Source organism: Arthrobacter sp. ISL-28, from assembly GCF_018613875.1.
Taxonomy (GTDB): domain Bacteria; phylum Actinomycetota; class Actinomycetes; order Actinomycetales; family Micrococcaceae; genus Arthrobacter.
This window is the reverse complement of sequence record NZ_JAGGPJ010000007.1, coordinates 281,743-302,648: the sequence shown is the minus strand read 5'-3', so window position 1 is coordinate 302,648 and position 20,906 is coordinate 281,743. Positions and strand designations below refer to the sequence as shown.

The 20,906-nt window shown below is 64.6% G+C and carries 22 protein-coding genes and 1 tRNA gene; 9 read left to right on the top strand and 14 right to left on the bottom strand.

From position 1 onward, the window contains the following. Positions 1 to 33 precede the first annotated feature (33 nt). The 3 genes from J7E80_RS06210 (at position 34) to J7E80_RS06200 (ending at position 1,668) form a co-directional block, all read left to right on the top strand. Positions 34 to 426 carry a hypothetical protein gene (locus J7E80_RS06210; protein WP_311380767.1) on the top strand — a complete coding sequence of 131 codons (393 nt, stop codon included), beginning with the start codon at positions 34 to 36 and terminating at the stop codon, positions 424 to 426. 109 nt (positions 427 to 535) lie between these two features. Further along, entirely contained in the window at positions 536 to 940 is a 405-nt protein-coding gene (locus J7E80_RS06205) for a DUF4383 domain-containing protein (protein WP_215050595.1), read from the top strand. Positions 941 to 972: 32 nt separating this feature from the next. After that, positions 973 to 1,668 carry a hypothetical protein gene (locus J7E80_RS06200; protein WP_215050594.1) on the top strand — a complete coding sequence of 232 codons (696 nt, stop codon included), beginning with the start codon at positions 973 to 975 and terminating at the stop codon, positions 1,666 to 1,668. A 158-nt stretch (positions 1,669 to 1,826) separates the two neighbouring features. Here J7E80_RS06200 and J7E80_RS06195 read toward each other — a convergent pair whose 3' ends face one another. Both J7E80_RS06195 and J7E80_RS06190 read right to left on the bottom strand, forming a co-directional pair. After that, complete coding sequence (locus tag J7E80_RS06195) at positions 1,827 to 3,443, bottom strand: cation acetate symporter (protein ID WP_215050593.1); 1,617 nt, start codon at positions 3,441 to 3,443, stop codon at positions 1,827 to 1,829. Then, positions 3,440 to 3,835, bottom strand: a complete 396-nt coding sequence (locus J7E80_RS06190; RefSeq protein ID WP_215050721.1) for a DUF485 domain-containing protein — start codon at positions 3,833 to 3,835, stop codon at positions 3,440 to 3,442. Before J7E80_RS06190 ends, J7E80_RS06195 begins: the two co-directional genes overlap by 4 nt. A gap of 164 nt (positions 3,836 to 3,999) precedes the next feature. Here J7E80_RS06190 and J7E80_RS06185 point away from each other — a divergent pair, with 164 nt between their 5' ends. From J7E80_RS06185 to J7E80_RS06170, 4 genes are read left to right on the top strand one after another with little or no spacing between them, the layout of a single operon-like run. Then, a complete protein-coding gene (locus J7E80_RS06185) occupies positions 4,000 to 5,190 on the top strand; it encodes a sensor histidine kinase (RefSeq protein WP_215050592.1) in 1,191 nt (396 codons plus the stop codon). Positions 5,191 to 5,220: 30 nt separating this feature from the next. Continuing rightward, positions 5,221 to 5,940 carry a LytTR family DNA-binding domain-containing protein gene (locus tag J7E80_RS06180; RefSeq protein WP_215050591.1) on the top strand — a complete coding sequence of 240 codons (720 nt, stop codon included), beginning with the start codon at positions 5,221 to 5,223 and terminating at the stop codon, positions 5,938 to 5,940. Then, positions 5,937 to 6,281, top strand: coding sequence for a hypothetical protein (locus J7E80_RS06175; RefSeq protein ID WP_215050590.1), 345 nt, complete (start codon positions 5,937 to 5,939; stop codon positions 6,279 to 6,281). Before J7E80_RS06180 ends, J7E80_RS06175 begins: the two co-directional genes overlap by 4 nt. Before the next feature lie 7 nt (positions 6,282 to 6,288). Continuing rightward, positions 6,289 to 7,755, top strand: coding sequence for a cation acetate symporter (locus J7E80_RS06170; RefSeq protein ID WP_215050589.1), 1,467 nt, complete (start codon positions 6,289 to 6,291; stop codon positions 7,753 to 7,755). Positions 7,756 to 7,765: 10 nt separating this feature from the next. Here J7E80_RS06170 and J7E80_RS06165 read toward each other — a convergent pair whose 3' ends face one another. The 6 genes from J7E80_RS06165 to rpsB all read right to left on the bottom strand — a co-directional run bounded on the left by J7E80_RS06165 (position 7,766) and on the right by rpsB (position 12,764). Further along, positions 7,766 to 8,353 (bottom strand): DivIVA domain-containing protein, encoded by a 588-nt coding sequence (locus J7E80_RS06165; protein ID WP_251036496.1) that lies wholly within the window; start codon positions 8,351 to 8,353, stop codon positions 7,766 to 7,768. Between the two features lie 127 nt (positions 8,354 to 8,480). Further along, positions 8,481 to 9,404 carry a phosphatidate cytidylyltransferase gene (locus tag J7E80_RS06160; protein ID WP_215050588.1) on the bottom strand — a complete coding sequence of 308 codons (924 nt, stop codon included), beginning with the start codon at positions 9,402 to 9,404 and terminating at the stop codon, positions 8,481 to 8,483. Beyond that, positions 9,404 to 9,961 carry a ribosome recycling factor gene (gene frr, locus J7E80_RS06155; protein ID WP_205654474.1) on the bottom strand — a complete coding sequence of 186 codons (558 nt, stop codon included), beginning with the start codon at positions 9,959 to 9,961 and terminating at the stop codon, positions 9,404 to 9,406. The genes J7E80_RS06160 and frr overlap by 1 nt, the downstream gene beginning before the upstream one ends. A 99-nt stretch (positions 9,962 to 10,060) precedes the next feature. Then, on the bottom strand, positions 10,061 to 10,798 hold the full coding sequence (gene pyrH / locus J7E80_RS06150) for a UMP kinase (protein WP_215050587.1): 738 nt from the start codon (positions 10,796 to 10,798) through the stop codon (positions 10,061 to 10,063). Between the two features lie 125 nt (positions 10,799 to 10,923). Beyond that, positions 10,924 to 11,760, bottom strand: coding sequence for a translation elongation factor Ts (gene tsf, locus J7E80_RS06145; protein WP_215050586.1), 837 nt, complete (start codon positions 11,758 to 11,760; stop codon positions 10,924 to 10,926). A 125-nt stretch (positions 11,761 to 11,885) separates the two neighbouring features. Continuing rightward, positions 11,886 to 12,764 (bottom strand): 30S ribosomal protein S2, encoded by an 879-nt coding sequence (gene rpsB, locus J7E80_RS06140; protein WP_215050585.1) that lies wholly within the window; start codon positions 12,762 to 12,764, stop codon positions 11,886 to 11,888. A gap of 422 nt (positions 12,765 to 13,186) precedes the next feature. On the opposite strand from rpsB, the gene J7E80_RS06135 reads away from it, so the two are divergent. Further along, complete coding sequence (locus J7E80_RS06135) at positions 13,187 to 13,708, top strand: M23 family metallopeptidase (protein ID WP_215050584.1); 522 nt, start codon at positions 13,187 to 13,189, stop codon at positions 13,706 to 13,708. Positions 13,709 to 13,801: 93 nt separating this feature from the next. Here the strand turns inward: J7E80_RS06135 and J7E80_RS06130 are convergent, their stop codons facing one another. The 6 genes from J7E80_RS06130 to J7E80_RS06105 form a co-directional block, all read right to left on the bottom strand. Beyond that, entirely contained in the window at positions 13,802 to 14,992 is a 1,191-nt protein-coding gene (locus J7E80_RS06130; protein ID WP_215050583.1) for an acyl-CoA dehydrogenase family protein, read from the bottom strand. A 500-nt stretch (positions 14,993 to 15,492) separates the two neighbouring features. After that, positions 15,493 to 15,566, bottom strand: a tRNA-Ile gene (locus tag J7E80_RS06125). A 110-nt stretch (positions 15,567 to 15,676) separates the two neighbouring features. Next, positions 15,677 to 16,873, bottom strand: coding sequence for a glycosyltransferase (locus J7E80_RS06120; protein WP_215050582.1), 1,197 nt, complete (start codon positions 16,871 to 16,873; stop codon positions 15,677 to 15,679). 96 nt (positions 16,874 to 16,969) lie between these two features. Beyond that, positions 16,970 to 17,878: a DMT family transporter gene (locus J7E80_RS06115; RefSeq protein WP_215050581.1), complete on the bottom strand. Its 909-nt coding sequence runs from the start codon at positions 17,876 to 17,878 to the stop codon at positions 16,970 to 16,972. Continuing rightward, positions 17,878 to 18,501 (bottom strand): CDP-alcohol phosphatidyltransferase family protein, encoded by a 624-nt coding sequence (locus tag J7E80_RS06110; protein WP_215050580.1) that lies wholly within the window; start codon positions 18,499 to 18,501, stop codon positions 17,878 to 17,880. The genes J7E80_RS06115 and J7E80_RS06110 overlap by 1 nt, the downstream gene beginning before the upstream one ends. A 55-nt stretch (positions 18,502 to 18,556) precedes the next feature. Beyond that, positions 18,557 to 19,453, bottom strand: coding sequence for a phage holin family protein (locus tag J7E80_RS06105; protein ID WP_215050579.1), 897 nt, complete (start codon positions 19,451 to 19,453; stop codon positions 18,557 to 18,559). 181 nt (positions 19,454 to 19,634) lie between these two features. On the opposite strand from J7E80_RS06105, the gene J7E80_RS06100 reads away from it, so the two are divergent. Further along, positions 19,635 to 20,855, top strand: a complete 1,221-nt coding sequence (locus J7E80_RS06100) for a multidrug effflux MFS transporter (RefSeq protein ID WP_215050578.1) — start codon at positions 19,635 to 19,637, stop codon at positions 20,853 to 20,855. Positions 20,856 to 20,906 lie beyond the last annotated feature (51 nt).

Below are 20,906 nucleotides of genomic sequence, written 5' to 3'. Positions count from 1 at the left end.
AGCCGCAAGGGGCTATGGATCGTCCTGGGGATCGTGGGTGGTGTCCTGCTCCTGGTTGCCGTCGGCGTTGGACTCCTGGTGAACCTCGTGGGCGGCGCCACCCGCCAGGCCTCGGACCTCGCGGACAGATTCACAAGGCTGGTCATCTCAGGCGAAACGGACAAGGCCTACGATGACTTCCTGGACCCGGCGCTGAAGCAGCAGTTGACCCGGGAGGACTTCACTTCGGGAGTCCGGAGCCTGAACCTCGATCCATCCTGCACCACGGCCTACGACGACCTGAAAGTCACCGGCGAGAACGGCTCCAACTTTGCCGACGTGGCGGGCCTCATCCAGTGCGACGGCAGGGATGTGGAACTCGTGTACCGCTTTGCCGGCAAGGACGAGTTGAAGATGGTCACCATCCGGCTCAAACCGAAAGCCTGACCTTCACCCATCCGCTGGCCCTTATGGTCCGAATTGCTTCCGAGAGTCCCGTCCGGGGCTCCACGATCCGGCCGGGACGTATCCCGGCCATACCGGAAGGATTCGGGCCATGCGCAACTCACCCAACCGCCTCGTCGCCACCGTCTTCGGGGCCGTTTATCTGCTCGTGGGACTTGTCGGCTTCGCCGTGACGTCGGGAATCGGCTTCTTCTCCACTGAAGGCCGCAACCTCATCATTTTCGAAGTCAATCCCCTGCACAACGTCATTCACCTCGCCATCGGCGCAGCCCTGCTGTACGCCGGGCTCAAGAACGTCCAGACTGCCAGGACCGTCAATGCGGGAGTAGGCGCTGTCTACCTCCTGGTGGGCGTCCTGGGCCTGTTCCTGCTCAGCTCGCCGCTGAACATCATCGCCCTCAACGGTGCTGACAACGTTCTGCACCTGGCGAGCGCCGTGCTGCTGCTGGGTGTCGGCCTGTCCGTCGAGAAAACTCCCGCAACCGCCAGGGCCTAATACGGTCGGCAAGGGCAGAGAAGGAGGCAGCGATGCGGCCGCATGAAGCAGTCGAAGTACCTGCGGGGGCGAAAGCAGCGGCAACTCCGGACGGAGCGGCAACAACCCTGGACTCTCCAGGGGAAACAGCAGTCCGGCTGCTGGCCGGATTTGCCGGATTCGGCGCGGCGGCCGTCTCGCTCGCCATTTCCTCCAGCCTGTTGACGGCTGCGGCTTCCGCCCGGCAGTGGCTGCTGCTTCCCGCCCTGGCCGCCGCGCTGTGGGGAGCCGTCCTCCTCGGCTGGACTGTGGCGGCACTTCGGAAGGGCAGCTTTCCGCTGCCGCGCCTGTCCGCCGTCCTGCTCCCGGCGGCCGGCGCTGCCCATCTGCTGGCCATTGTGATCGGGGCAGAGGACGATCTTGCGGGTCTGAACGTCAGCAACCCCGCGGCGCTGCTGCTCACCCTCACCGTCGTCGCGGCCAAGGGGTGGCTGGCCCGCCGGACCGCAACAGGCCAGGCCAGCAGAAGGACGGACGACGGCGGCCACGCCGCCGGCGGCTCAGGGGCCGGCGGCCCTGGGGCCGGCAGTTCGGGTGCAGGACGCATGCTCGTTGCAGCTTTCGCGGGAGCGCTCGCGGTCGCAGCCATTGCGACGCCGGGACTCGCGGCCTCCACGGCCGGACAGTTCGCTGTTCCCCACGGAAGCCACTCCGGGGGTGGTGCGGCAGGCGGCCACCACAGCCCCTAACGACAGGCCCTGACGAACACCCCGGACAGCAGCCCGGAGTACCACAAGCCAGGAACTGGCAGACAAGAAGCCCCCGCTCACGCGGGGGCTTCTGTCGTCCTGCCTGATCAGAAGGCTGGCTGTCCGGAAGGCTGGCTGCCGGTCGGGTGAGTGGCGGACTAGTGGTCCACAGCCTTCTCCGCACCGACGCCGGTCAGGGAGCGGACCTCCATCTCGGCCTGCTTGCTGACGTCCTCCCTCTTCTTGTCCAGGACTGTGCCCAGCCAGCCGAGCAGGAAGGCGAGCGGGATGGATACAAGGCCGGGGTTACTCAGCGGGAAGATCGCGAAGTTGGCTGTTGGAATCATTGAAGTCTTGGCTCCGGAGACCACAGGGGACAACGCGATCAGGATGATGGCCGAGGCCAACCCGCCGTACATGCTCCAGACCGCGCCTTGGGTGGTGAACCGGCGCCAGAACAGCGAGTAGATGATGGTCGGCAGGTTGGCGGAGGCCGCGACGGCGAACGCAAGCGCCACCAGGAAGGCCACGTTTTGCCCGTTGGCGAAAATGCCCCCGAGGATGGCCATGACTCCGATGACCACAACGGTTCGGCGGGCCACCTTGACCTCGGTGTCGGCGTCGGCCTTGCCCTTGGCGATGACGCTGGCGTAGATGTCGTGGGCAAACGAGGCCGCTGCCGTAATGGTGAGTCCGGCCACCACGGCCAGGATCGTGGCGAAGGCCACGGCCGAGATGAAGCCCAGGAGCAGCGGACCGCCCAAGTGGAAAGCCAGCAGCGGAGCCGCGGAGTTGACCCCGCCCGGGGCTGCTTTGATCGTTTCGGCGCCCACGAGTGCAGCGGCTCCGTAGCCGAGGACGAGGGTGAACAGGTAGAACAGACCGATCAGCCAGATGGACCACACCACTGACTTCCGGGCCTCCTTGGCGGTGGGAACGGTGTAGAAACGCATCAGGACGTGCGGCAGGGCAGCTGTGCCAAGGACCAGGGCCAGGCCCAGGGACATGAAGTCCAGCTTGGACGTTTCGGTCTTGCCGTACTGCAAGCCGGGGTTCAGGACGGCGGGGTTGTTGGCGGTCTCCACAGCCGCGCCCAGCAAAGTGGAGAGGTTGAAGCCATAGATGGCCAGGACCCAGAGGGTCATGACGGCGGCACCGGCGATGAGCAGGATCGCCTTAATGATCTGCACCCAGGTGGTGCCCTTCATCCCGCCGATGAGGACATACATGATCATGAGCGCGCCGACGACAATGATCACGAGCGCTTGCCCGCCCCAGTCGCTGATGCCGAGAAGGAGCGAGATCAGGCTGCCCGCACCGGCCATCTGGGCCAGGAGGTAGAAGAAGCAGACGGCCAGGGTGGAGATGGCGGCCGCGATGCGGACCGGACGCTGCTTAAGGCGGAAGGAGAGGACGTCGGCCATGGTGAACTTGCCGGTGTTGCGCAGGAGCTCCGCCACCAGGAGGAGTGCCACAAGCCAGGCGACCAGGAACCCGATGGAGTACATGAAGCCGTCGTAGCCGTTGATGGCGATGGCACCGGTGATCCCAAGGAAGGAAGCCGCGGACAGGTAGTCGCCGGCGATGGCGGTGCCGTTCTGGGATCCCGTGAAGGACCGGCCGGCGGCGTAGTAATCTGCCGCCGTCTTGTTGTTTCGGCTCGCCCGCAGGACGATCACCATCGTGACGGCAACGAACAGGCCAAAGATCGCCATGTTCAGGAGGGTCGTGTCCTTTAGGGCGGCAACGTCAACCGCCGTTGGAATGCTGATCATTTAGCTGCTCCGCCCACTGCGCTGCCGGACATTCCTGCGCCCGTTTTGTCGAATTCGTGGCCCTCAATGCCGTGGCGGATCTCCGCTGCGATCGGATCCAGCCTCCGGTTGCAGTAGCTGACGTACCAGCCCGTGATGGCGAACGTGGTGACGAACTGGAGCAGGCCCATGATGAGGCCCACGTTGATGTTGCCCCACACCTTGGTGGACATGAAGCCGACCGCGTAATCGGCCAGCAGGACATACGCGAAGTACCACGCCAGGAACGCAATGGCCATGGGAAAGACAAAACTGCGGTGGCGCTTGCGCAGTTCCTTGAACTGCTCGGTGGTTTGGACTTCCTCGAAGTCCGCGGACGCCGCGACGTCCGGAGTTCGGGCATCAGTACCCATCATTCCTCCTCATTGAGACTGTCTCCCACACCGGCCGTTCACCCCACCGCCAATGTGACTCCCATCACTGTGCTCCGCCCCCGCCCCGGGTTCCAGTGTTTGCGGGCGTCCGGTCGCTTAGCGGTCGCGATGCTGCGACAAACGGCACGCGCTACGCTGTCTGCATGCCGGACTCCCCCCTCTATTCCGCAGCCGCTGTTGCGGTCATCGCCCTGGCGATTGCCGTCGTCGTCGGCGTTGGACTCAAGGTGCTCCGCTCTTTCCGTGAGCTGGGCACAGATGCCGAACGCGCCACCTATAACACCCTGCACGCGGCTTCGAAAGCCGGCCAGCACCTGCGGACGGGCCTGAACCCGGCCGGCGCAGCAAAGGCAAGCCGGCAGCTGCGCGCCCTGCTGGGATGCGATGCACTGGCCATCACGGACGTCTCCGGCGTGCTGGCGTGGGACGGCGCCGCCGAGGAGCTCAGGCCACAGCTTATGGCGCTGGCCGCCGATGTGCTCGCCGGCGGGCGGACTCGGGTGATCAGCGGCGAAGAGTTTCCTGCCGTGGAATCCGGACGCGTGGCGTCGGCGGTCATCGCGCCGATCCGGGCGGGTTCCCGGGTGGTGGGAGTAGTTGCGGCCTTCGCCCCGTCGGCCGGCGCAGGCCTCGTGCGCGCCACCAGTGAAGTGGCTGACTGGGTGGCCGCCCAGGTGGAGCTGGCCGAACTTGATGCCTCGCGGACCCTGCTGATGGAGGCGGAGGTACGGGCCTTGCGGGCCCAGATCAGCCCGCACTTCATCTACAACTCCCTGAACGCGATCGCCTCCTTCATCAATACGGACCCCGCTCGGGCGCGTGAGCTGGTGGTGGAGTTTGCGGACTTCACCCGCTATTCGTTCCGGCGGCACGGTGATTTCACCACCCTGGCCGAGGAACTGCGGTGCATCGACCGGTATCTCCTGCTGGAACGCGCCCGCTTCGGCGACCGCGTCCAGGTGAGCCTGCGGGTCGCACCAGAGGTGCTCAGCACTGTCATTCCGTTCCTGAGCCTGCAGCCGCTCGTGGAAAATGCCGTCCGGCACGGGCTGGAAGCGAAGGAAGGGCCCGGGCACATCACAATCACTGCCAACGATTCCGGCGCCTTCGCTGAAGTCACCATCGAGGACGACGGCGTGGGGATGGACCCGGTGCAGCTCCAGTCAATGCTCGCCGGACACACGGACGGTGAACACGTTGGGCTGCGGAACGTGGATGCCCGCCTGCGCCAGGTCTACGGTGACGACCACGGACTGGTGATTGAAACGGCGCCCGGCGAAGGGACGCTGATCACGATGCGGGTTCCGAAGTCCCAGCCGGGCCATGACGCCTGACCATTCAGCATCGGAAGATAATCTTGAACCATGATTAACGTCCTCGTCGCCGACGACGAGCTGCCGGCCGTTGAAGAACTCGCCTTTCTGCTGGGCCGGGATGACCGCATCGGCACCATCCACCGCGCCTCCTCCGGAGCGGAAGCTCTTCGGGCGCTGGAAACCGAGGCAGTGGACGCCGTCTTCCTCGACATCCATATGCCGGCCGTGTCCGGTCTGGACATCGCGCGGGTGATCTCCCGCAGCAGCCGGCCGCCCGCTGTCGTCTTTGTCACCGCCGATGAGGACTGTGCTCTTGAGGCGTTCGAGCTGGCGGCAGTGGACTACCTCCTGAAACCCGTGCGTGCCGAACGGCTGGCACGCTCCGTCGGCAGGATCTGTGAGCTGATCCGCGATGGCGGCGCCGCACCCGAGATGATCACGGTGGACCAGGGCGGCACGACCAGGATGATCAGGCGCGACGACGTCACGTACGTCCAGGCGCAGGGCGACTACGCCCGCCTCCACACCGCTGATGCCAGCTACCTGATCCGGGTCCCGCTGGCGGACCTGGAACAGCAGTGGGCTGACGCCGGATTTATCCGCACCCACCGTTCGTATCTCATCGCCCTGTCCCACGTCAGGCATCTGAAGCTCGCGGCGGTCCGTCCCAGCGTCACGGTTGAAGCAGCTGAACTGCCGATCAGCCGACGCCTTCTGCCCGCCGTTCGGGAGAAGCTCGAAGCGACCCGGATCCGGCCACAGGCATGACGCGCGTCAGGGTGACGGCGCCGCGCTCCGCCGCGAGGCCTGCCGAGTCGCGGGAGGCAGCAGAGGAATCGGCAGTGGGGCAGGTTTTTGTCCGGTCCCTCATCCGTTCCCAGCTCCGGCTGGCCCTCGTGGTAGCGGCCGGCTTCCTGCTGATTCTGGGCGCCTTTCCGCTGCTGGCAGCCATCCCCGGGCTGGCCGAGTCACGGATTGCCGGCATCCCTTTCGACTGGCTGCTGCTCGGCGCCGGCATCTACCCCGTGACAGGGATCAGCGCCTGGCTGTACATCCGCAGCGCCGCCCGGAACGAGGCCCGCTACCGCGACCTCGCCGAGGACAGGTGATGAATCGATGAACCCCGCAATCGGGATCGCCGCCATCGCTGCCGTCTCAGCCGCCACCGCCGTGATCGGCTTCTACGGGCTCCGGATTTCCCGGACGACGGGCGACTTCTACGTCGCCTCCCGCACCGTCAGGCCATGGTGGAACGCGTCGGCGATCGGCGGGGAGTATCTGTCCGCCGCGAGCTTCCTGGGCGTGGCCGGACTGATCCTGCTCTCCGGCACCGACGCCCTGTGGTTTCCCGTGGGCTACACCGCCGGATACCTGATGCTCCTGCTGTTCGTGGCTGCCCCGCTCCGCCGCTCGGGCGCGTACACCATTCCTGATTTCACGGAGGCCCGGCTGGATTCCCGCGCCGTGCGGCGGGTGACCAGCCTCGCTGTGGTCATCGTGGGCTGGCTGTATATCGTGCCGCAGCTCCATGGTGCTGCCCTCACGATCCGGATTACAACGGGCCTGCCCGCCTGGGTGGGGTCCACCGCCGTCGTGGTTGTGGTGTGCCTGTCGGTTGTTGCGGGCGGGATGCGCTCCATTACCTTCGTGCAGGCCTTCCAGTACTGGCTCAAGCTGACCGCGCTGGCTGTACCGCTCGTGTTCATCGTCCTGGGGCTGACAGACAGCAGTTCCCCTGCCATCGCCTCCGCCGCCGCGAACCCCACCGGGCTGGCTCCGGCCGGTCCGTACCAGAACATCTCGCTGCTGGTCGCCCTGCTGTTCGGAACGCTGGGGCTTCCGCATGTGCTGGTCCGCTTCTACACGAATCCGGACGGGCAGTCAGCCCGGCGGACAACCCTGATTGTGCTGGGGCTGCTGTCAGTGTTTTACCTGTTCCCCACCGCTTACGGCCTCGCCGGACGCATGTTTGCGCCGGGACTTGCGCAGGCGGGCCAGGCCGACGCCCTCGTCCTGCTGCTGCCGGGGCACCTCATCGGCGGAACGGCCGGTGAACTGCTGTCCGCGCTTGTGGTCGCGGGCGCCTTCGCCGCCTTCCTGTCCACGACGTCGGGACTCGTGGTTTCGCTGGCCGGCGTGATCAGCCAGGATGTCCTGGGCGGCAGCGTCCGCGGTTTCCGGCTGGCCGCACTGATTTCCGCCGCTGTTCCGCTGGGACTGTCGTTCATGTCGGACTCGCTGGCACTGGCCGGCAGCGTGGGCCTGGTATTCGCCTTCACGGCCTCCACCATCTGCCCGGTGTTGCTGCTGGGCATCTGGTGGCGGGGCCTTACCGACGTCGGCGCGATTGCAGGCATGGTGACCGGCGGCCTGCTGTGCGGCGGGGCAATGGTGGCGGGCACCGCCTTGGGCGCGGCCGGGACGCCCTTCTGGCTGGCGCAGCCGGCGGCGTGGACCGTGCCGGCAGCCTTCGCCGTCATGGTCCTGACGTCCCGCGCGACGAAGACACGGGTCCCCCGCACGATCACGAAGGTGATGACCAGGCTCCATACGCCCGAAAGGCCGCTGGCGACGGAACGCTAGGCAGCGGCAGTCAGTCGATGGCAGCCATGAGTTCGACGACGCGGTCCAGGAAAGCGTCCACCTGGGTTTCCTCGTAACCGTCCTGTCCCACGGCCGGGCGGAACATGGCGCGGCGGACGTTATCAACACTGAGCGGCTTGTCCTCCTCGAGGTAGCCGATCAGGTCCACGCACAGCCTGTCCACGTCCTTGGTGTTGTAGCTGCGGGCCTTCTTCCTGCTCGGGCGGCGGAACCGTTCGCCGTCGGGCCGGTGAAGGCGGCCCCGCAGGGTTCCGGACAGCTGCCCGATCTGGCGCAGCCAGGCCTCCTCCCCCCGCTCCGCGATGAGTTCGTCCCGCTCGCGGCGGGCGAAGGCATCTTCGAGCCGGTCCAGTGCCGCATCCACGGCCGCGGCGGAGTAGCCGCCCTTGACGGGGTCGAAGGACACTGCCCGGACGTCGTTGCTTCTGATGGGGTGGGCGGCCGCCCCGGGGGTCTCCAGCGAAACGCGGGCCCGCTGCAGGAACTGGTCCACCTGCTTGGCGTTGTAGCCGTATTCGGTGCGGGCCACGCGCTCGAAAGACGCGGGAATCTGCCGTTTGCTGTCCACTCTCACCATTTCCTTCAATGCCTTCACATGCTTTTCAGCTCAGTTGTAACCGCACCATTCTAGGGTGCTGTGGTTGTTCCGCCCGGCGCCGGAGACCGGCCGAGACTCCGCGACAGGCGGTGGGTCAGGCTGCCTTTCAGGCCCCTGACACGAGGACGAACAGCAGGAAGGCCACCGGGGAGGCGAAGACGATGGAGTCCAGCCGGTCCATGACCCCGCCATGTCCGGGAAGGATGCTGCTCATGTCCTTGACGCCGAGTTCGCGCTTGACCATCGACTCTGCGAGGTCCCCGGCGGTGGCGGACGCCACCATCCCCACGGCGAGGATCACTCCCACCCACCAGGGCTTTCCCAGGACGAAGATGCAGGCCAGGATGCCGATCAGCATCGCTCCCGCGATGGATCCGGCAAAGCCTTCCCACGTCTTCTTCGGGCTGATCTTGGGGGCCATCGGATGCTTGCCCAGCGACGCGCCCACCAGATAGCCGAACGTGTCATTGGACACCACCAGCAGAAGCAGGATGGCCACCTGCCAGGCACCCTCCGGCACCATCCCGCCCGGCCACAGGCCAATGGGGGTTACCCCGCCGGCAACATGGAGCGGCAATGCGGCGAAACTGATCAGGAAGGGCACCCAGGCGAGCGTGAACACGCCGGCGAAGATGCTGCGTGCCGAGCCGGTGGCGCTTTCGATGGAGCGCCACAGGAGAACCGCGACGCTGCTGGCGAGCATGGCGAACAACAGGCTTTCCAGCCCACCGAAGTAGGCCGAAAAGGGCATGGCCACGGTGCCCACCATCACGGGGACGATGGGCAGCCGGGTGCCGTTGGCCTCAAGGGCCCGGAAGATTTCCCACACGCCGAAGACGGCGAAGGTGGTGGTGATGGCGACGAAGCCCAGCGGCAGGAACAGCAGCCCGCCCAGAACTGCGAAGAGCATGGCCAGTCCGACGGCGGTCGCCTGCGGCAGGTTGCGCCCGGCTCCCGGCGTCGGGTTGGGCTTCGGCTGTCGGGTCCTCGATCGCGCCCGCGCTCCGGGGGCCTGCTGTGCCTGGCCCATCAGACTTCGAGCAGCTCTGCTTCCTTGCGCTTGAGCAGCTCATCGATCCCGTCGACATGCTGCTTGGTGATGGCGTCGAGTTCCTTTTCGCCGCGGCTGCCTTCGTCCTCGCCGGCCTCGCCATCCTTGACCAGCCGGTCCAGGGTTTCCTTGGCCTTGCGGCGGATGTTGCGGATGGAGACTTTGGCGTCTTCGCCCTTGGACTTCACGATCTTCACGTATTCCTTGCGGCGCTCCTGGGTGAGCTCCGGAATGGTGATGCGGATGACGTTACCGTCGTTGGACGGGTTGGCTCCGACCTCGGAGTCGCTGAGCGCACGTTCGATGTCGCGCAGGGCGGTCTTGTCGTACGGGGTGATGAGGATGGTCCGCGCATCGGGAACGGCGAAGGATGCCAGCTGCTGAAGAGGTGTGGGAGTGCCGTAGTACTCCACCATCACCTTGTTGTACAGACCCGGGGTTGCCCGACCGGTCCGGATCGAGGCGAAGTCTTCCTTGGCTACCTCAACCGCCTTGTCCATCTTGTCCCCGGCTTCGAGCAAGGTTTCTTCGATCACGATCTCTCCTCAGAAATTGGTTCCCGGCGGGCCGGGGGCATTTCACAATCCCGGTCCCGCCCAATGGGCGGAACCGTCCTAGAAATATCCTAGCTGTAACTAGGGGGTGACCAGCGTACCCAGCTTTTCGCCGCGGATTGCACGGGTGACGTTGCCTTCGCCTTCCATCCCGAACACCACCATGGAGAGGTTGTTGTCCTTGCACATGGTCATGGCGGTCTGGTCCATGACCCGGATGTCCCGGCGGAGCGCGTCATCGTAGCTGAGCGTCTCGAGCTTCTCGGCGGCCGGGTCCTTCTTGGGATCGGCCGTGTAGACGCCGTCCACGCCGCTCTTGGCCATGAGCACGACGTCAGCGTGCACCTCAAGGGCGCGCTGAGCGGCCACGGTGTCAGTGGAAAAGTAGGGCAGGCCGGCGCCCGCGCCGAAGATCACCACCCGGTTCTTCTCCATGTGGCGGATGGCCCGCCGCGGAATGTAGGCCTCGGCGACCTGTCCCATGGTGATCGCGCTTTGGACGCGTGTCTCCACGCCCGCCTGCTCAAGGAAATCCTGCAGGGCAAGGCAGTTCATGACAGTTCCAAGCATGCCCATGTAGTCGGCGCGGGAGCGGTCCATGCCGCTCTGCGAAAGTTCGGCTCCACGGAAGAAGTTGCCGCCGCCGACCACAATGGCCACCTCGACGTCGGGAACAGCTGCGGCAATCTGCTTGGCGACGGCCCGGACCGTGTCGGGATCCACGCCCAGCTTGCCGCCGCCGAAGACCTCACCGGACAACTTCAGGAGGACCCGGCGCCTGCTCTTCTCTGACTGGACTGAAGTATTGACGGCTTCCATGGTGCCTTCCCGTTGGTGCGTTCTGAGCTAGATTATCGTGCTATGCGGCCAAAGCTCATATTCCTGCTTGGCCGGTGCATGCAAAAGGGGCGGCCACCGAAGTGACCACCCCCATGCGTGCCTGACTAGGAACCGACGCGGAAACGCGTGAAGGCCGTTCCCTTGACGCCGGCCTCTTCGAGGACCTGCGCAACAGACTTCTTGGCGTCCTTGGCGAAGGCCTGGTCAACCAGGACTTCACCCTTGTAGAAGCCCGTAACGCGGCCTTCCACGATCTTGGTCATGGCGGCTTCGGGCTTGCCCTCGGCCTTGGCGGTCTCCTCGGCGATGCGGCGCTCGGACTCGACCAGTTCGGCCGGAACGTCTTCGCGGGAGAGGTAGTTCGGGGCCATGGCTGCAATGTGGACTGCAACGTCGTGGGCTGCCGTGGCAGCAGCTTCGCCCTCGCCGTCGACAGCGAACAGCACGCCGACCTGAGCCGGGAGGTCCTTGGAGGTCTTGTGCAGGTAAGCGTCGACCGTGGCACCCTCGATGCGGGAGATGCGGCGGACCACTACCTTCTCGCCGAGGATGGCGCCCTCTTCGACAACAACCTCGGACAGCGGCTTGCCGTCGACGTCAGTGGCGAGCAGGGTCTCGAGGTCGGCAGCGCCGGACTCGACGGCGACAGCCAGGACCTTGTCGGCGAGCTGGATGAACTTGTCAGCCTTGGCGACGAAGTCGGTCTCGCAGTTGACCTCGATCATTACGCCGACGCTGCCGTCGACCTTGGCAGCAACCAGGCCTTCAGCGGTCGAACGGCCTTCACGCTTGGTAGCGCCCTTCAGGCCCTTGATGCGAATGATCTCGATCGCCTTCTCGGCGTCGCCGTTGGCTTCGTCGAGAGCCTTCTTGACATCCATCATGCCGGCGCCGGTGCGCTCGCGCAGAGCCTTGATATCGGCGGCAGTGTAGTTCGCCATGTGAACCCCTCTGTCTAGAAAATTTATGTGGTGTACGGACCGACAGGACGGCAGCTCACTGGTGAGCCGCCATCCTGTCAGTTACCCCGGCACTGGTCAGCGCCGGGAAATCCCGGTGGAGTTGTTTACTTCTCGGCGTCGGTGCCCTCGGCAGCAGCCGGGGCTTCCTCTGCAGCGGGAGCAGCTTCAGCGGCGGGCGCTTCAGCAGCAGGTGCTTCAGCGGCAGCGGCCTCAGCCTTGCTGCCCTCGAGGAGTTCGCGCTCCCACTCGGCCAGCGGCTCTTCCGGAGTCTCGGTGGTGCCGGTTGCACGCTGGTTACGGGCGATCAAACCCTCGGCAACGGCGTCAGCAACAACGCGGGTCAGGAGGTTCACGGAGCGGATGGCGTCGTCGTTGCCCGGGATCGGGAAGTCGACTTCGTCGGGGTCGCAGTTGGTGTCCAGGATGGCCACAACCGGGATGTTGAGCTTCTTGGCCTCGTCAACAGCCAGGTGTTCCTTCTTGGTGTCAACGATCCACAGCACGGAAGGTGCCTTGGTGAGGTTGCGGATACCGCCGAGGTTGGACTCAAGCTTGGTGAGTTCGCGACGGAGGAGCAGCAGTTCCTTCTTGGTGTAAGCGGAACCGGCGACGTCGTCGAAGTCGATCTCTTCGAGTTCCTTCATGCGCTGGATACGCTTGGCAACCGTCTGGAAGTTGGTCAGCATACCGCCGAGCCAACGCTGGTTGACGTAGGGCTGGCCAACGCGCGTAGCCTGCTCAGCAATTGCTTCCTGGGCCTGCTTCTTGGTGCCGACGAAGAGAACGGTGCCGCCGTGTGCAACGGTGGCCTTCACGAACTCGTAGGCGCGGTCGATGTAGGACAGCGACTGCTGGAGGTCAATGATGTAGATGCCGTTGCGCTCCGTGAAGATGAATCGCTTCATCTTCGGGTTCCAACGACGGGTCTGGTGTCCAAAGTGGACGCCGCTGTCAAGCAGCTGGCGCATAGTTACGACGGGCATGCCGACGCTCCTTCCGGCAGGTCATTCATGAGAGAGCCCGAAGGCCGCTCTTACCCTGCCAATAGTTGACGGTTGATTAGCTTCACCCAAGGCGGGTGCTGCTCCTGGCATCCATTGCGCTTCTCATCAGGACCGTTGCCGGACCTGACCGCAAGAGGCACAATCCTCCGCCGGGAACCTGTGGCTTCCGGTGATGGAGGGCTGGATGCGCGTAGTCAGCTGCTGCTCCCCCGCACTCCTGAATGGGGCGTGCTGACGCTACCCAAAGGGAATTGGAACACGTTGAGGGCACAGCGAACTGCTCCATCAAGTGTACTACAGCGGTCACCTGCCCAAGCACCAGCTTGCCGCCGTCGGCGTCGTTTTCCACATAGGAGCGGACGCCTGTTTTCACCGCCCCAATCCGCCATGAAGCTGGGGAGATGAAAACTCCCGCCCTCATAGCCGTTCTCCTGCTCAGCATGGCACCTTTAACCCTGCCCGGAAGTGATCCGCCGGGCGTTGCCTCGACGGCCGCACCGTCGTGGAGCTGGCCGCTGACTCCCCGGCCCGCCGTCCTGAGGGGTTTCGATCCCCCGGACAAGCCGTGGCTCAGTGGCCACCGGGGCGTGGATCTCAGGTCAGCGTCCGACGGCGGCCCGGTCACCTCGCCGGAGTCAGGCACCGTCAGCTTCGTAGGAGTTGTGGTGGACCGGCCCGTCATCACGGTGGATCATGGCAACGGCTTGCGCAGCAGCTTCGAACCCGTGCGCAGCACGCTCGCGAAAGGCGACCGGGTAGCCAAGGGAGACACCCTGGGCACGCTGCTCGTTGGTCACTGCGGAGCCACACCGTGCATTCACTGGGGCGTGCGCCGGGGAGACGAGTACCTGAACCCGCTCCAGTTCGTGACGGACCTACGGCCGTCCGTTCTCCTGCCGCTGACCAGGGACCCTCCCGGCTGATCCGAGGCGCGAGGACGACGGCCGCCGGCTGCCGAGAGCTAAGACATGGCGCAGAAACGGCCCGGATGGCTCATGCGATTTGCCGAAACTGGACTATACAATTGCCGAAACGCCGGTAATGGCGCGTCCTGTAACCAGGGTGTTCACCTCGTGTGTGCCTTCGTAGGAGTAGATCGCCTCGGCGTCGGCGAAGATCTTCGCCATCTCGAAGTCGGTCACAATGCCATTTCCGCCGAGCAGGCTGCGGCCCATCGCCACGCTTTCGCGCATGCGGGCGGTGGTGAAGGCCTTGGCCAGAGCGGATTGTTCGTCCTTGGCCTGTCCGGCGTCCTCGAGCTGGGAAAGGCGGACCATCATGCCCATGGAGCTGACGGCGTTCCCCAGGATCTGCACGAGCTGACTTTGCACCAGCTGGAAGGAAGCCAGCGGGCGTCCGAACTGGTGGCGCTCAACGGCATACCGGCGGGCGACGTCGAACGCGGCAAGCTGCTGGCCCACAGCCTGCCACGCTACGGCGAGGCGTGTGACTTTCAGGACCTTGTTGGTGTCACGGAAGCTGTTGGCATTGGCCAGTTTGAAGAAGTCTGGAACTGCCACGTCCTCAAGGGTGATGTCCGCATTCTGGACCGTGCGCAGGGAGATCTTGTTCTCGATCTTGGTGGCGCTGAACCCCGGGAGCGTAGTGTCCACGAGGAATCCCTTCACTTGGTTGTCGGCCACGTCCCGGGCATAGATGACCACCCAGTCCGAAAACGTGGCGTTGCCGATCCAGCGCTTGGCACCGTTGAGGATCCAGTAATCGCCGTCGCGCCGCGCCGTGGTGCGGGTTCCGCCGGCAACATCCGATCCGCCCAGCGGTTCCGTCAGTCCGAAGGCGCCGATTTTTTTCAGGGAGTAGATGTCCGGCAACCAGGCATCCTGCTGCTCGCGGGAGGCCAGAGCTTCGATGGATCCTGTGAACAGTCCGTCGTGAACTCCCATGAACGTTGCGATCGACGTGTCCGCGCGGGTGACCTCAGCGTGCACGATGCCGGCGAAGAGATTGGAGTGGCCCTGGCGCCGCACCGGGCTGACGAGGTCGATCTCGGCCAGTTTGGGAATCAGATCCATCGGAAACTCGCCGCGGTTCCAGCAGTCCACGGCGAGGGGCTTTACCTCGCGCGCCAGGAACGAACGGATCTCGACCAGACGGTCCTGCTCCTTGCTGCTGAGAAGCTGCTCGAAAGCGAAGAAATCGCCGTCGGCGTAGGGAAGGTTGTTGACGTCGGTTACGTCTGTGGACATGGCGTTCCTCCGCGATGATCGGCAGCGACCGGAGAGGTTCCAGGCACCGCGCCTGCACTATGTTACTGACGAGTAACTTATCGCAGTTGATTCGGGAAACAAAACCCAAGTCACGCTGAAAACAGAAAAAAGCCGTGGCCGACGACGAAACGTCGGTCATGGCCCTCATGCCAAGCAGGTAGGGCTGCTCGTATACTCAGGCCATCCCGCCGATGGCGGGAGCTTCAGGAGCAGCCGGGGGAAAACGACGGCGGCGGAGCGGTTGGTGTCGACATCCATAACTTCATCGTCAGTGTGGCCGACGCCGACATCAATGACTTCATGCTCATGGAAGCCGGCGCCGCCTTCACGTGCACCGGCTCGCGGCTGTGCATGAGGCGGCTGGGGGTGCGTACTGCCCCAACACACCGACAAGATGGGCCAGCAGGTGGGGGCTACGTGAGAACTGTGAATGAGAGAGCCCCCGACCGGCGTTTCCGTAGGTCAGGGGCTTACTTGGGTAGGGCTACTCGGACTTGAACCGAGGACCTTAGGATTATGAGTCCCGCGCTCTAACCAGCTGAGCTATAGCCCCCCGCCCCAAAATTCCACCACCCCGGGACCGGGGCCTGTCATCTGAGGGCAAAAACACTCTAGCAAACTGGTGAACGGCTTTAGACCACCGGCTTCCAGATGATCTCCCTTCTAGAGCACCTTGTCGTCGTAGCTCGCGCCGCGGTACAGGTCTTCGAAGGTCTGCAGGGTTCCCTGGATGCTGTGCGGCTCCACCATGCACCGGCTGGCCTGGCCCATGGCTTTCCGTTCCTCGACAGGCAGCCGCAAAATCCGGGTGATCTTCTCGGACAGGTCTGCACTGTCATTGGGAGTGAACAGGTAGCCGTTCTCGCCGTCCCGCACCAGGTGCGGAAGGGCCATGGCATCAGCCAGAAGGACGGGGGTGGAGGCAGACATCGCCTCCAGTGTCACGAGGGACTGCAATTCGGCGGTTCCCGGCATGCAGAAGATGTCCGCCTTGATGTAGGCCTCGCGCAGTTCCTCGTCACTGGCAAGACCCAGGAACTTTACCCGGTTCTGCAGCCCGAGGCGTTCCACGAGCGATTCCAGGGCAGGACGCACCTCGCCGCCGCCCACGATCTCCAGGTGGACATTCAAATCAGCGGGCGTCGCTGCCACAGCCTTGATCAGCACATCAACGTGCTTCTCTTCGGCCAGGCGGCCGGCAAACAGCACCGTCGGATGGGCGTGGGGTTCGATGACCTCGCCGGGCTGGAGCTCGTAGACCGAGGACTCGATGCCGTTGGACAGCGGCAGGACCTTGCGCAGGAAGGCATGCTCGTGCATGGCCTTGGCCGCCAGCGGCGTGGGAGTCGTGACCACGTCGGCCTTTCCCATCACCTTGCCCATGTCCCGCCAGGAAATCTTCCCGATAATGTCCTTGAACCACTGCGGGAATGGGAGAAACGGATTGAGGTTTTCCGGCATGAAGTGGTTGGTGGCAACGATCCGGATGCCGCGCTTCTCGGCTTCGTACAGCACGTGCTCACCGATCATGTAGTGGCTTTGGATATGCACGACGTCCGGCCGGACCTTGTCGAACAGCAGGCTGATCTCCTTCTTGATCTCCCAGGGGAAGCAGATCCGGAAGTACTCATGCGTGAAGACGCCGTGGGAGCGCAGGCGGTGGACCGTCCCTTCCTTGCGGAATTCGGTAAAGCTCTTGCCCTTGTCGGGCCGGCAGGCCAGGACGTGGACATCGTGGCCGCGTTCCGTCATGCCCTTCGCCAGTCGGTAGCCAAACTGGGCTGCACCGTTGACATGGGGCGGGTAGGTGTCGGCCGCAAGGAGGATAGTCAGTGGGCGCTGGGCATCGGGCATGGTCACGTGGAGAGCTCCTGGTGGTCATGGTGCGGTCAGCTTCGGCTGTCCACGCCGGGTGGCCGCTGGCGCATTCGCGCCTGGCCCGCTGAGAAAAGTCGGCTAATGGGACGCCCTGCCCGCGGCCTTCCGAGCGTCTTTCTTCCGCTTGGTGACCTCGGGATGGTGTCGGGAGAGGGCGATTACCCCCACGATAGCAAGGGTTGCCGCCGTACCCATCGCAATTGCCATCACGGCGTGGACGTCCGGACGCAATTCTCCCAGGATGACGATGCCGATTGCGATGCCCACTATGGGGTCGATCACAGTCAGCCCGGCGATCACCAGGTCCGGCGGACCAGTGGAGTAGGCGCTCTGCACGAACCACGATCCCAGCCCTCCGGCCGCCGCAATGGCAACAACGGAGTACCACGGCACATTCAGCAGCGCCAGGCCGTTGGGATCGAGGAGGTGCTTGCCGATGATCCTGGTCAGCACGGCCACGAAACCAAACAGCACTCCGGCGCCAAGAATGTAGATAAAAGCACTCATGCGGTGCTTGAACATGGCCGCGAGGGTGCCGAAAAGCCCCACGGCCAAGGCAAGCAGCAGCACAATGGTGAGTTCGTCGTCGGCGTTTACGTGGTGGTTTTCCTGTGTGACGTTCACGGCAAGCAGGACGAACAGCGCCGAGCCGGTAACGCACGCGGTGATGGCCACCACCGTGGCCCGGTTGATGCTGAGTCCTTGGTCCTTGGTATTGACCACGGTGGTGATCACCAGCGCGATGGCGCCGATGGGCTGGACCACCGTTAGAGGAGCACTGACCAGCGCGACGGCATTCATGGCCATGCCCATGCAGAGCAACAGGAGCCCCAAGACCCAGCGGGGGTTCCGCAGGAGACGCAGGAAACCGTTGGAGCTAAGCGCCAACCCGCCGGTGTCGGCCTTAACCGCGCTCCCCTGCCGCTGGGCGCCAAAAGCCAGGAAAAAAGCGCCCATGACGGCGAGGAAAACCGCAACCCACACCATCAGCTGTCCCCGCCGCCGTCTGCAGCCAGCATTTTGCCTTTGCGGCGAATAGCCCAGAAATAGTTGTAGGCGGCCACCCAGTGGCCGATCAGTCCCAGGCCGAGCACGATCCAGGCAACAACGAAATAGGTGTCGGCATAGGGAATGTCCAGCTTCGAGAGCACCAGCAGCGGAGTGCCCAGCAGCAGGAGCGCCGTGCGGGTCTTGCCGATCATGCTGACCGGAAGATCAGGATGGCTGTGGAAGTAGAAAAGCGACATGGCCAGGAGCATGGCGTCGGGAATCACGAGCGCTGCGAGGTACCACCACTGGAGCACACCGGCGATCACCAGCGTGATCGCCACGGAGAGCAGCGCAAGCCTGTCGGCGACGGGGTCCATGACCCTGCCCAGTTTGGACGCCTGGTTGAACCGGCGGGCAACGTAGCCGTCCACCCAGTCCGTGCTGCCCATGATCGCCAGCACGAGCACGGCGAACCCGTACTCCCTTTCAGCCAGGACGAGCCAGATGAAGAGCGGCACGCCCATGAAGCGCAGCACCGTGAGGAGATTGGGAACAGTGAAGACCAGGTCATGATCGACGTGCGGCTGGCCAGGGCGGGAACCAGCGCCGATGAATCTCATGCGGTCCCCCTCTCTGTGGCCGGCCGCGTCGTCCTGTCCACGATCAGGGCAACGTTCAGCTCTTGAACAGTTTCCGCAGCAGGGCAAACAGGACGGCAGTGGAGGCGGCGAAGGCCAGCAGCGGCTTCCACCGTGCTTCGAGCTGTCCAGGCAAGGACTCCCCGACGCTATCCCGGGATGCAGAGGACGAGTAGGCCGCAGCGGACAGGGCAGCAATTTTTTCGCCGACCCGGTCCTTGCTGTCTCTGAGCATGTCCTTGCCCTCATCCAGGCGGTGCCTGGCCACGCCGAGCAGCGCCTCGGCCTGGGTCTTGACATCAAGTTCCTCGCCGAGCTCGTCGCGTACGCCGGTGAGGTGTTCGCGCCGCTGCTTCAGGCGACGGTGAAGGTCAGGCTCGCTGACCGGCGGAATCTCAACCGCCTCCGCGGCTGCCTTTGCTTCCTTCTCAGCCTTCTCCTGCGCCTTGGCAGCAGCCTTGGCTTCCTTGGCGGCCCTGGCCTGGGGTGAGTTCGGATCCAGTACTGCGGCGTCAAAGTCCGAGCCCTCCTTGGCGATGCCAAGATCATGCTTCAGGCCGCGGACGGTTTCCTCCGGAATCAGCGGCATGGCCTTCTTGAACTTCTGGAGGCCTATGAGCCCGCCGATCAGGGCGATGAGGAGGAAGACCGCGCACACGAGCAGCGCCGCGAGCCAGGCCGGCATGATGGTAGCGAGCCCCATGATGGCCGCGACGATCAGTCCCGTCACCAGGAAAGCCAGGAAGACCGCCGCCACCCCGAAGAACGCTCCCGCCACGCCGAGCTGCTTGCCCTTGCGCTTGACCTCAAACTTGGCCATTGCGATCTCATCATTGAGCTGCCGCGGGGCCAGTTTGAAGATGAGCTTCAACGTTTTTGGCAGCGCAGTAATACGCAAGCCGTGCTTGGCCCGCCCGCTGTGACGCCCGCTCATAGGTTCCGCCTAACTGGTTCCATCATCGATTCTTCTTCGGCTGTTGCAGGGCCAGCATGTGGCTCAGCACGCCCCGGTGACAAAACTATCATTCAGGCTCAGCCGCAACTTCTGGAAATACTTTCCGGCGAGCCCTCCAACGCTGTAAAAGTATGATCTTTGCGCCCTAGGATTGTTCTCTGTGACCACCACCAATCCGGGCGATGCCCTGAGCCGACGCCAAAAGTTCCTCTACATCCTTCTTCTTGGCGCCCTCACCGCTCTGGGACCCTTCACGGTGGACCTCTACCTGCCGGCCTTCCCCGCGCTGGAAGAAAGCCTCAACGTTTCGGAAGCCGCAGTCCAGCTGACACTGACAGGTACCACCGTCGGGTTCGCCGTCGGGCAGCTGGTTGTTGGCCCCTTCAGCGACAAGTTCGGCCGGCGGCTGCCACTCATCCTCGCCACCGCCGTGCACATCTCCGCCTCGGTGGGTGCGTCGATCTCCACGGACATCGGCACCCTCGGTCTCTTCCGCGTCCTGATGGGAATCGGCGCCGCGGGCGGGAGCGTCGTCGCCATGGCCGTGGTGCGGGACCTCTTCAGCGGCTATCCCATGGTGCGGATGTTCTCCCGCATGGCGCTGGTCAACGGACTGGCACCCATCCTGGCTCCCGTGATCGGATCGCAGCTGCTCCTGGTGATGCCCTGGCCGGGCATCTTCGTGTTCCTGGCATGCTACGGCACTACGGTGATCGTCGCCGCGATGTTCCTGGTCCGTGAGACACTTCCGCGTGAGCAACGCGGTTTGTCCGGCATGACTGCCCGCCAGCGCTACCGGACACTCTTCTCCGACCGGATCTTCGTCGGCCTCCTGATGCTCGGCGGCATGAACTTCGGAGGCCTGTTCACCTATCTCTCCGCGTCCCCGTTCCTTTTCCAGGACACCTACGGCTTCACTCCGCAGCAGTACGGCCTGCTGTTCGGCATCAATTCACTGGGCATCGTCGCCGGGGTCCAAACGAGCTCGCGGCTGATCCGGCGGGTGCCGCCACAGTGGATCCTTGCCGGTTCCACCGCCTGGATGTTCCTGATGGCCCTCCTGATCGTCCTCTTCGACCAGCTGGGGTTCGGGCTCTGGGGTGTCATGGTGCCGCTCTGGTTCTACATCCTTGGGACCGGCTTCACCTTCCCGAGCGTCCAGGTCCTGGCGCTGTCCAGCCACGGCGCCCAGGCCGGCACCGCGGCGTCCCTGCTGGGCGCGTCCACTTTCCTGATGGCCGGCCTCATCTCGCCCGTGGTGGGCTGGCTGGGCGGCAGCTCCGCCACGCCCATGGGTGCCGTCCAAGCCAGCTGTATCTTCCTCGCAGCCGCGGCACTGTGGATCGTGGTCCGGCCCAAGACCGTTCCGTCGATCCACTGAAGGACCGGCCACTAATGGACCGCCCGCTGATGCACTCGGTCCCCAAGCCCG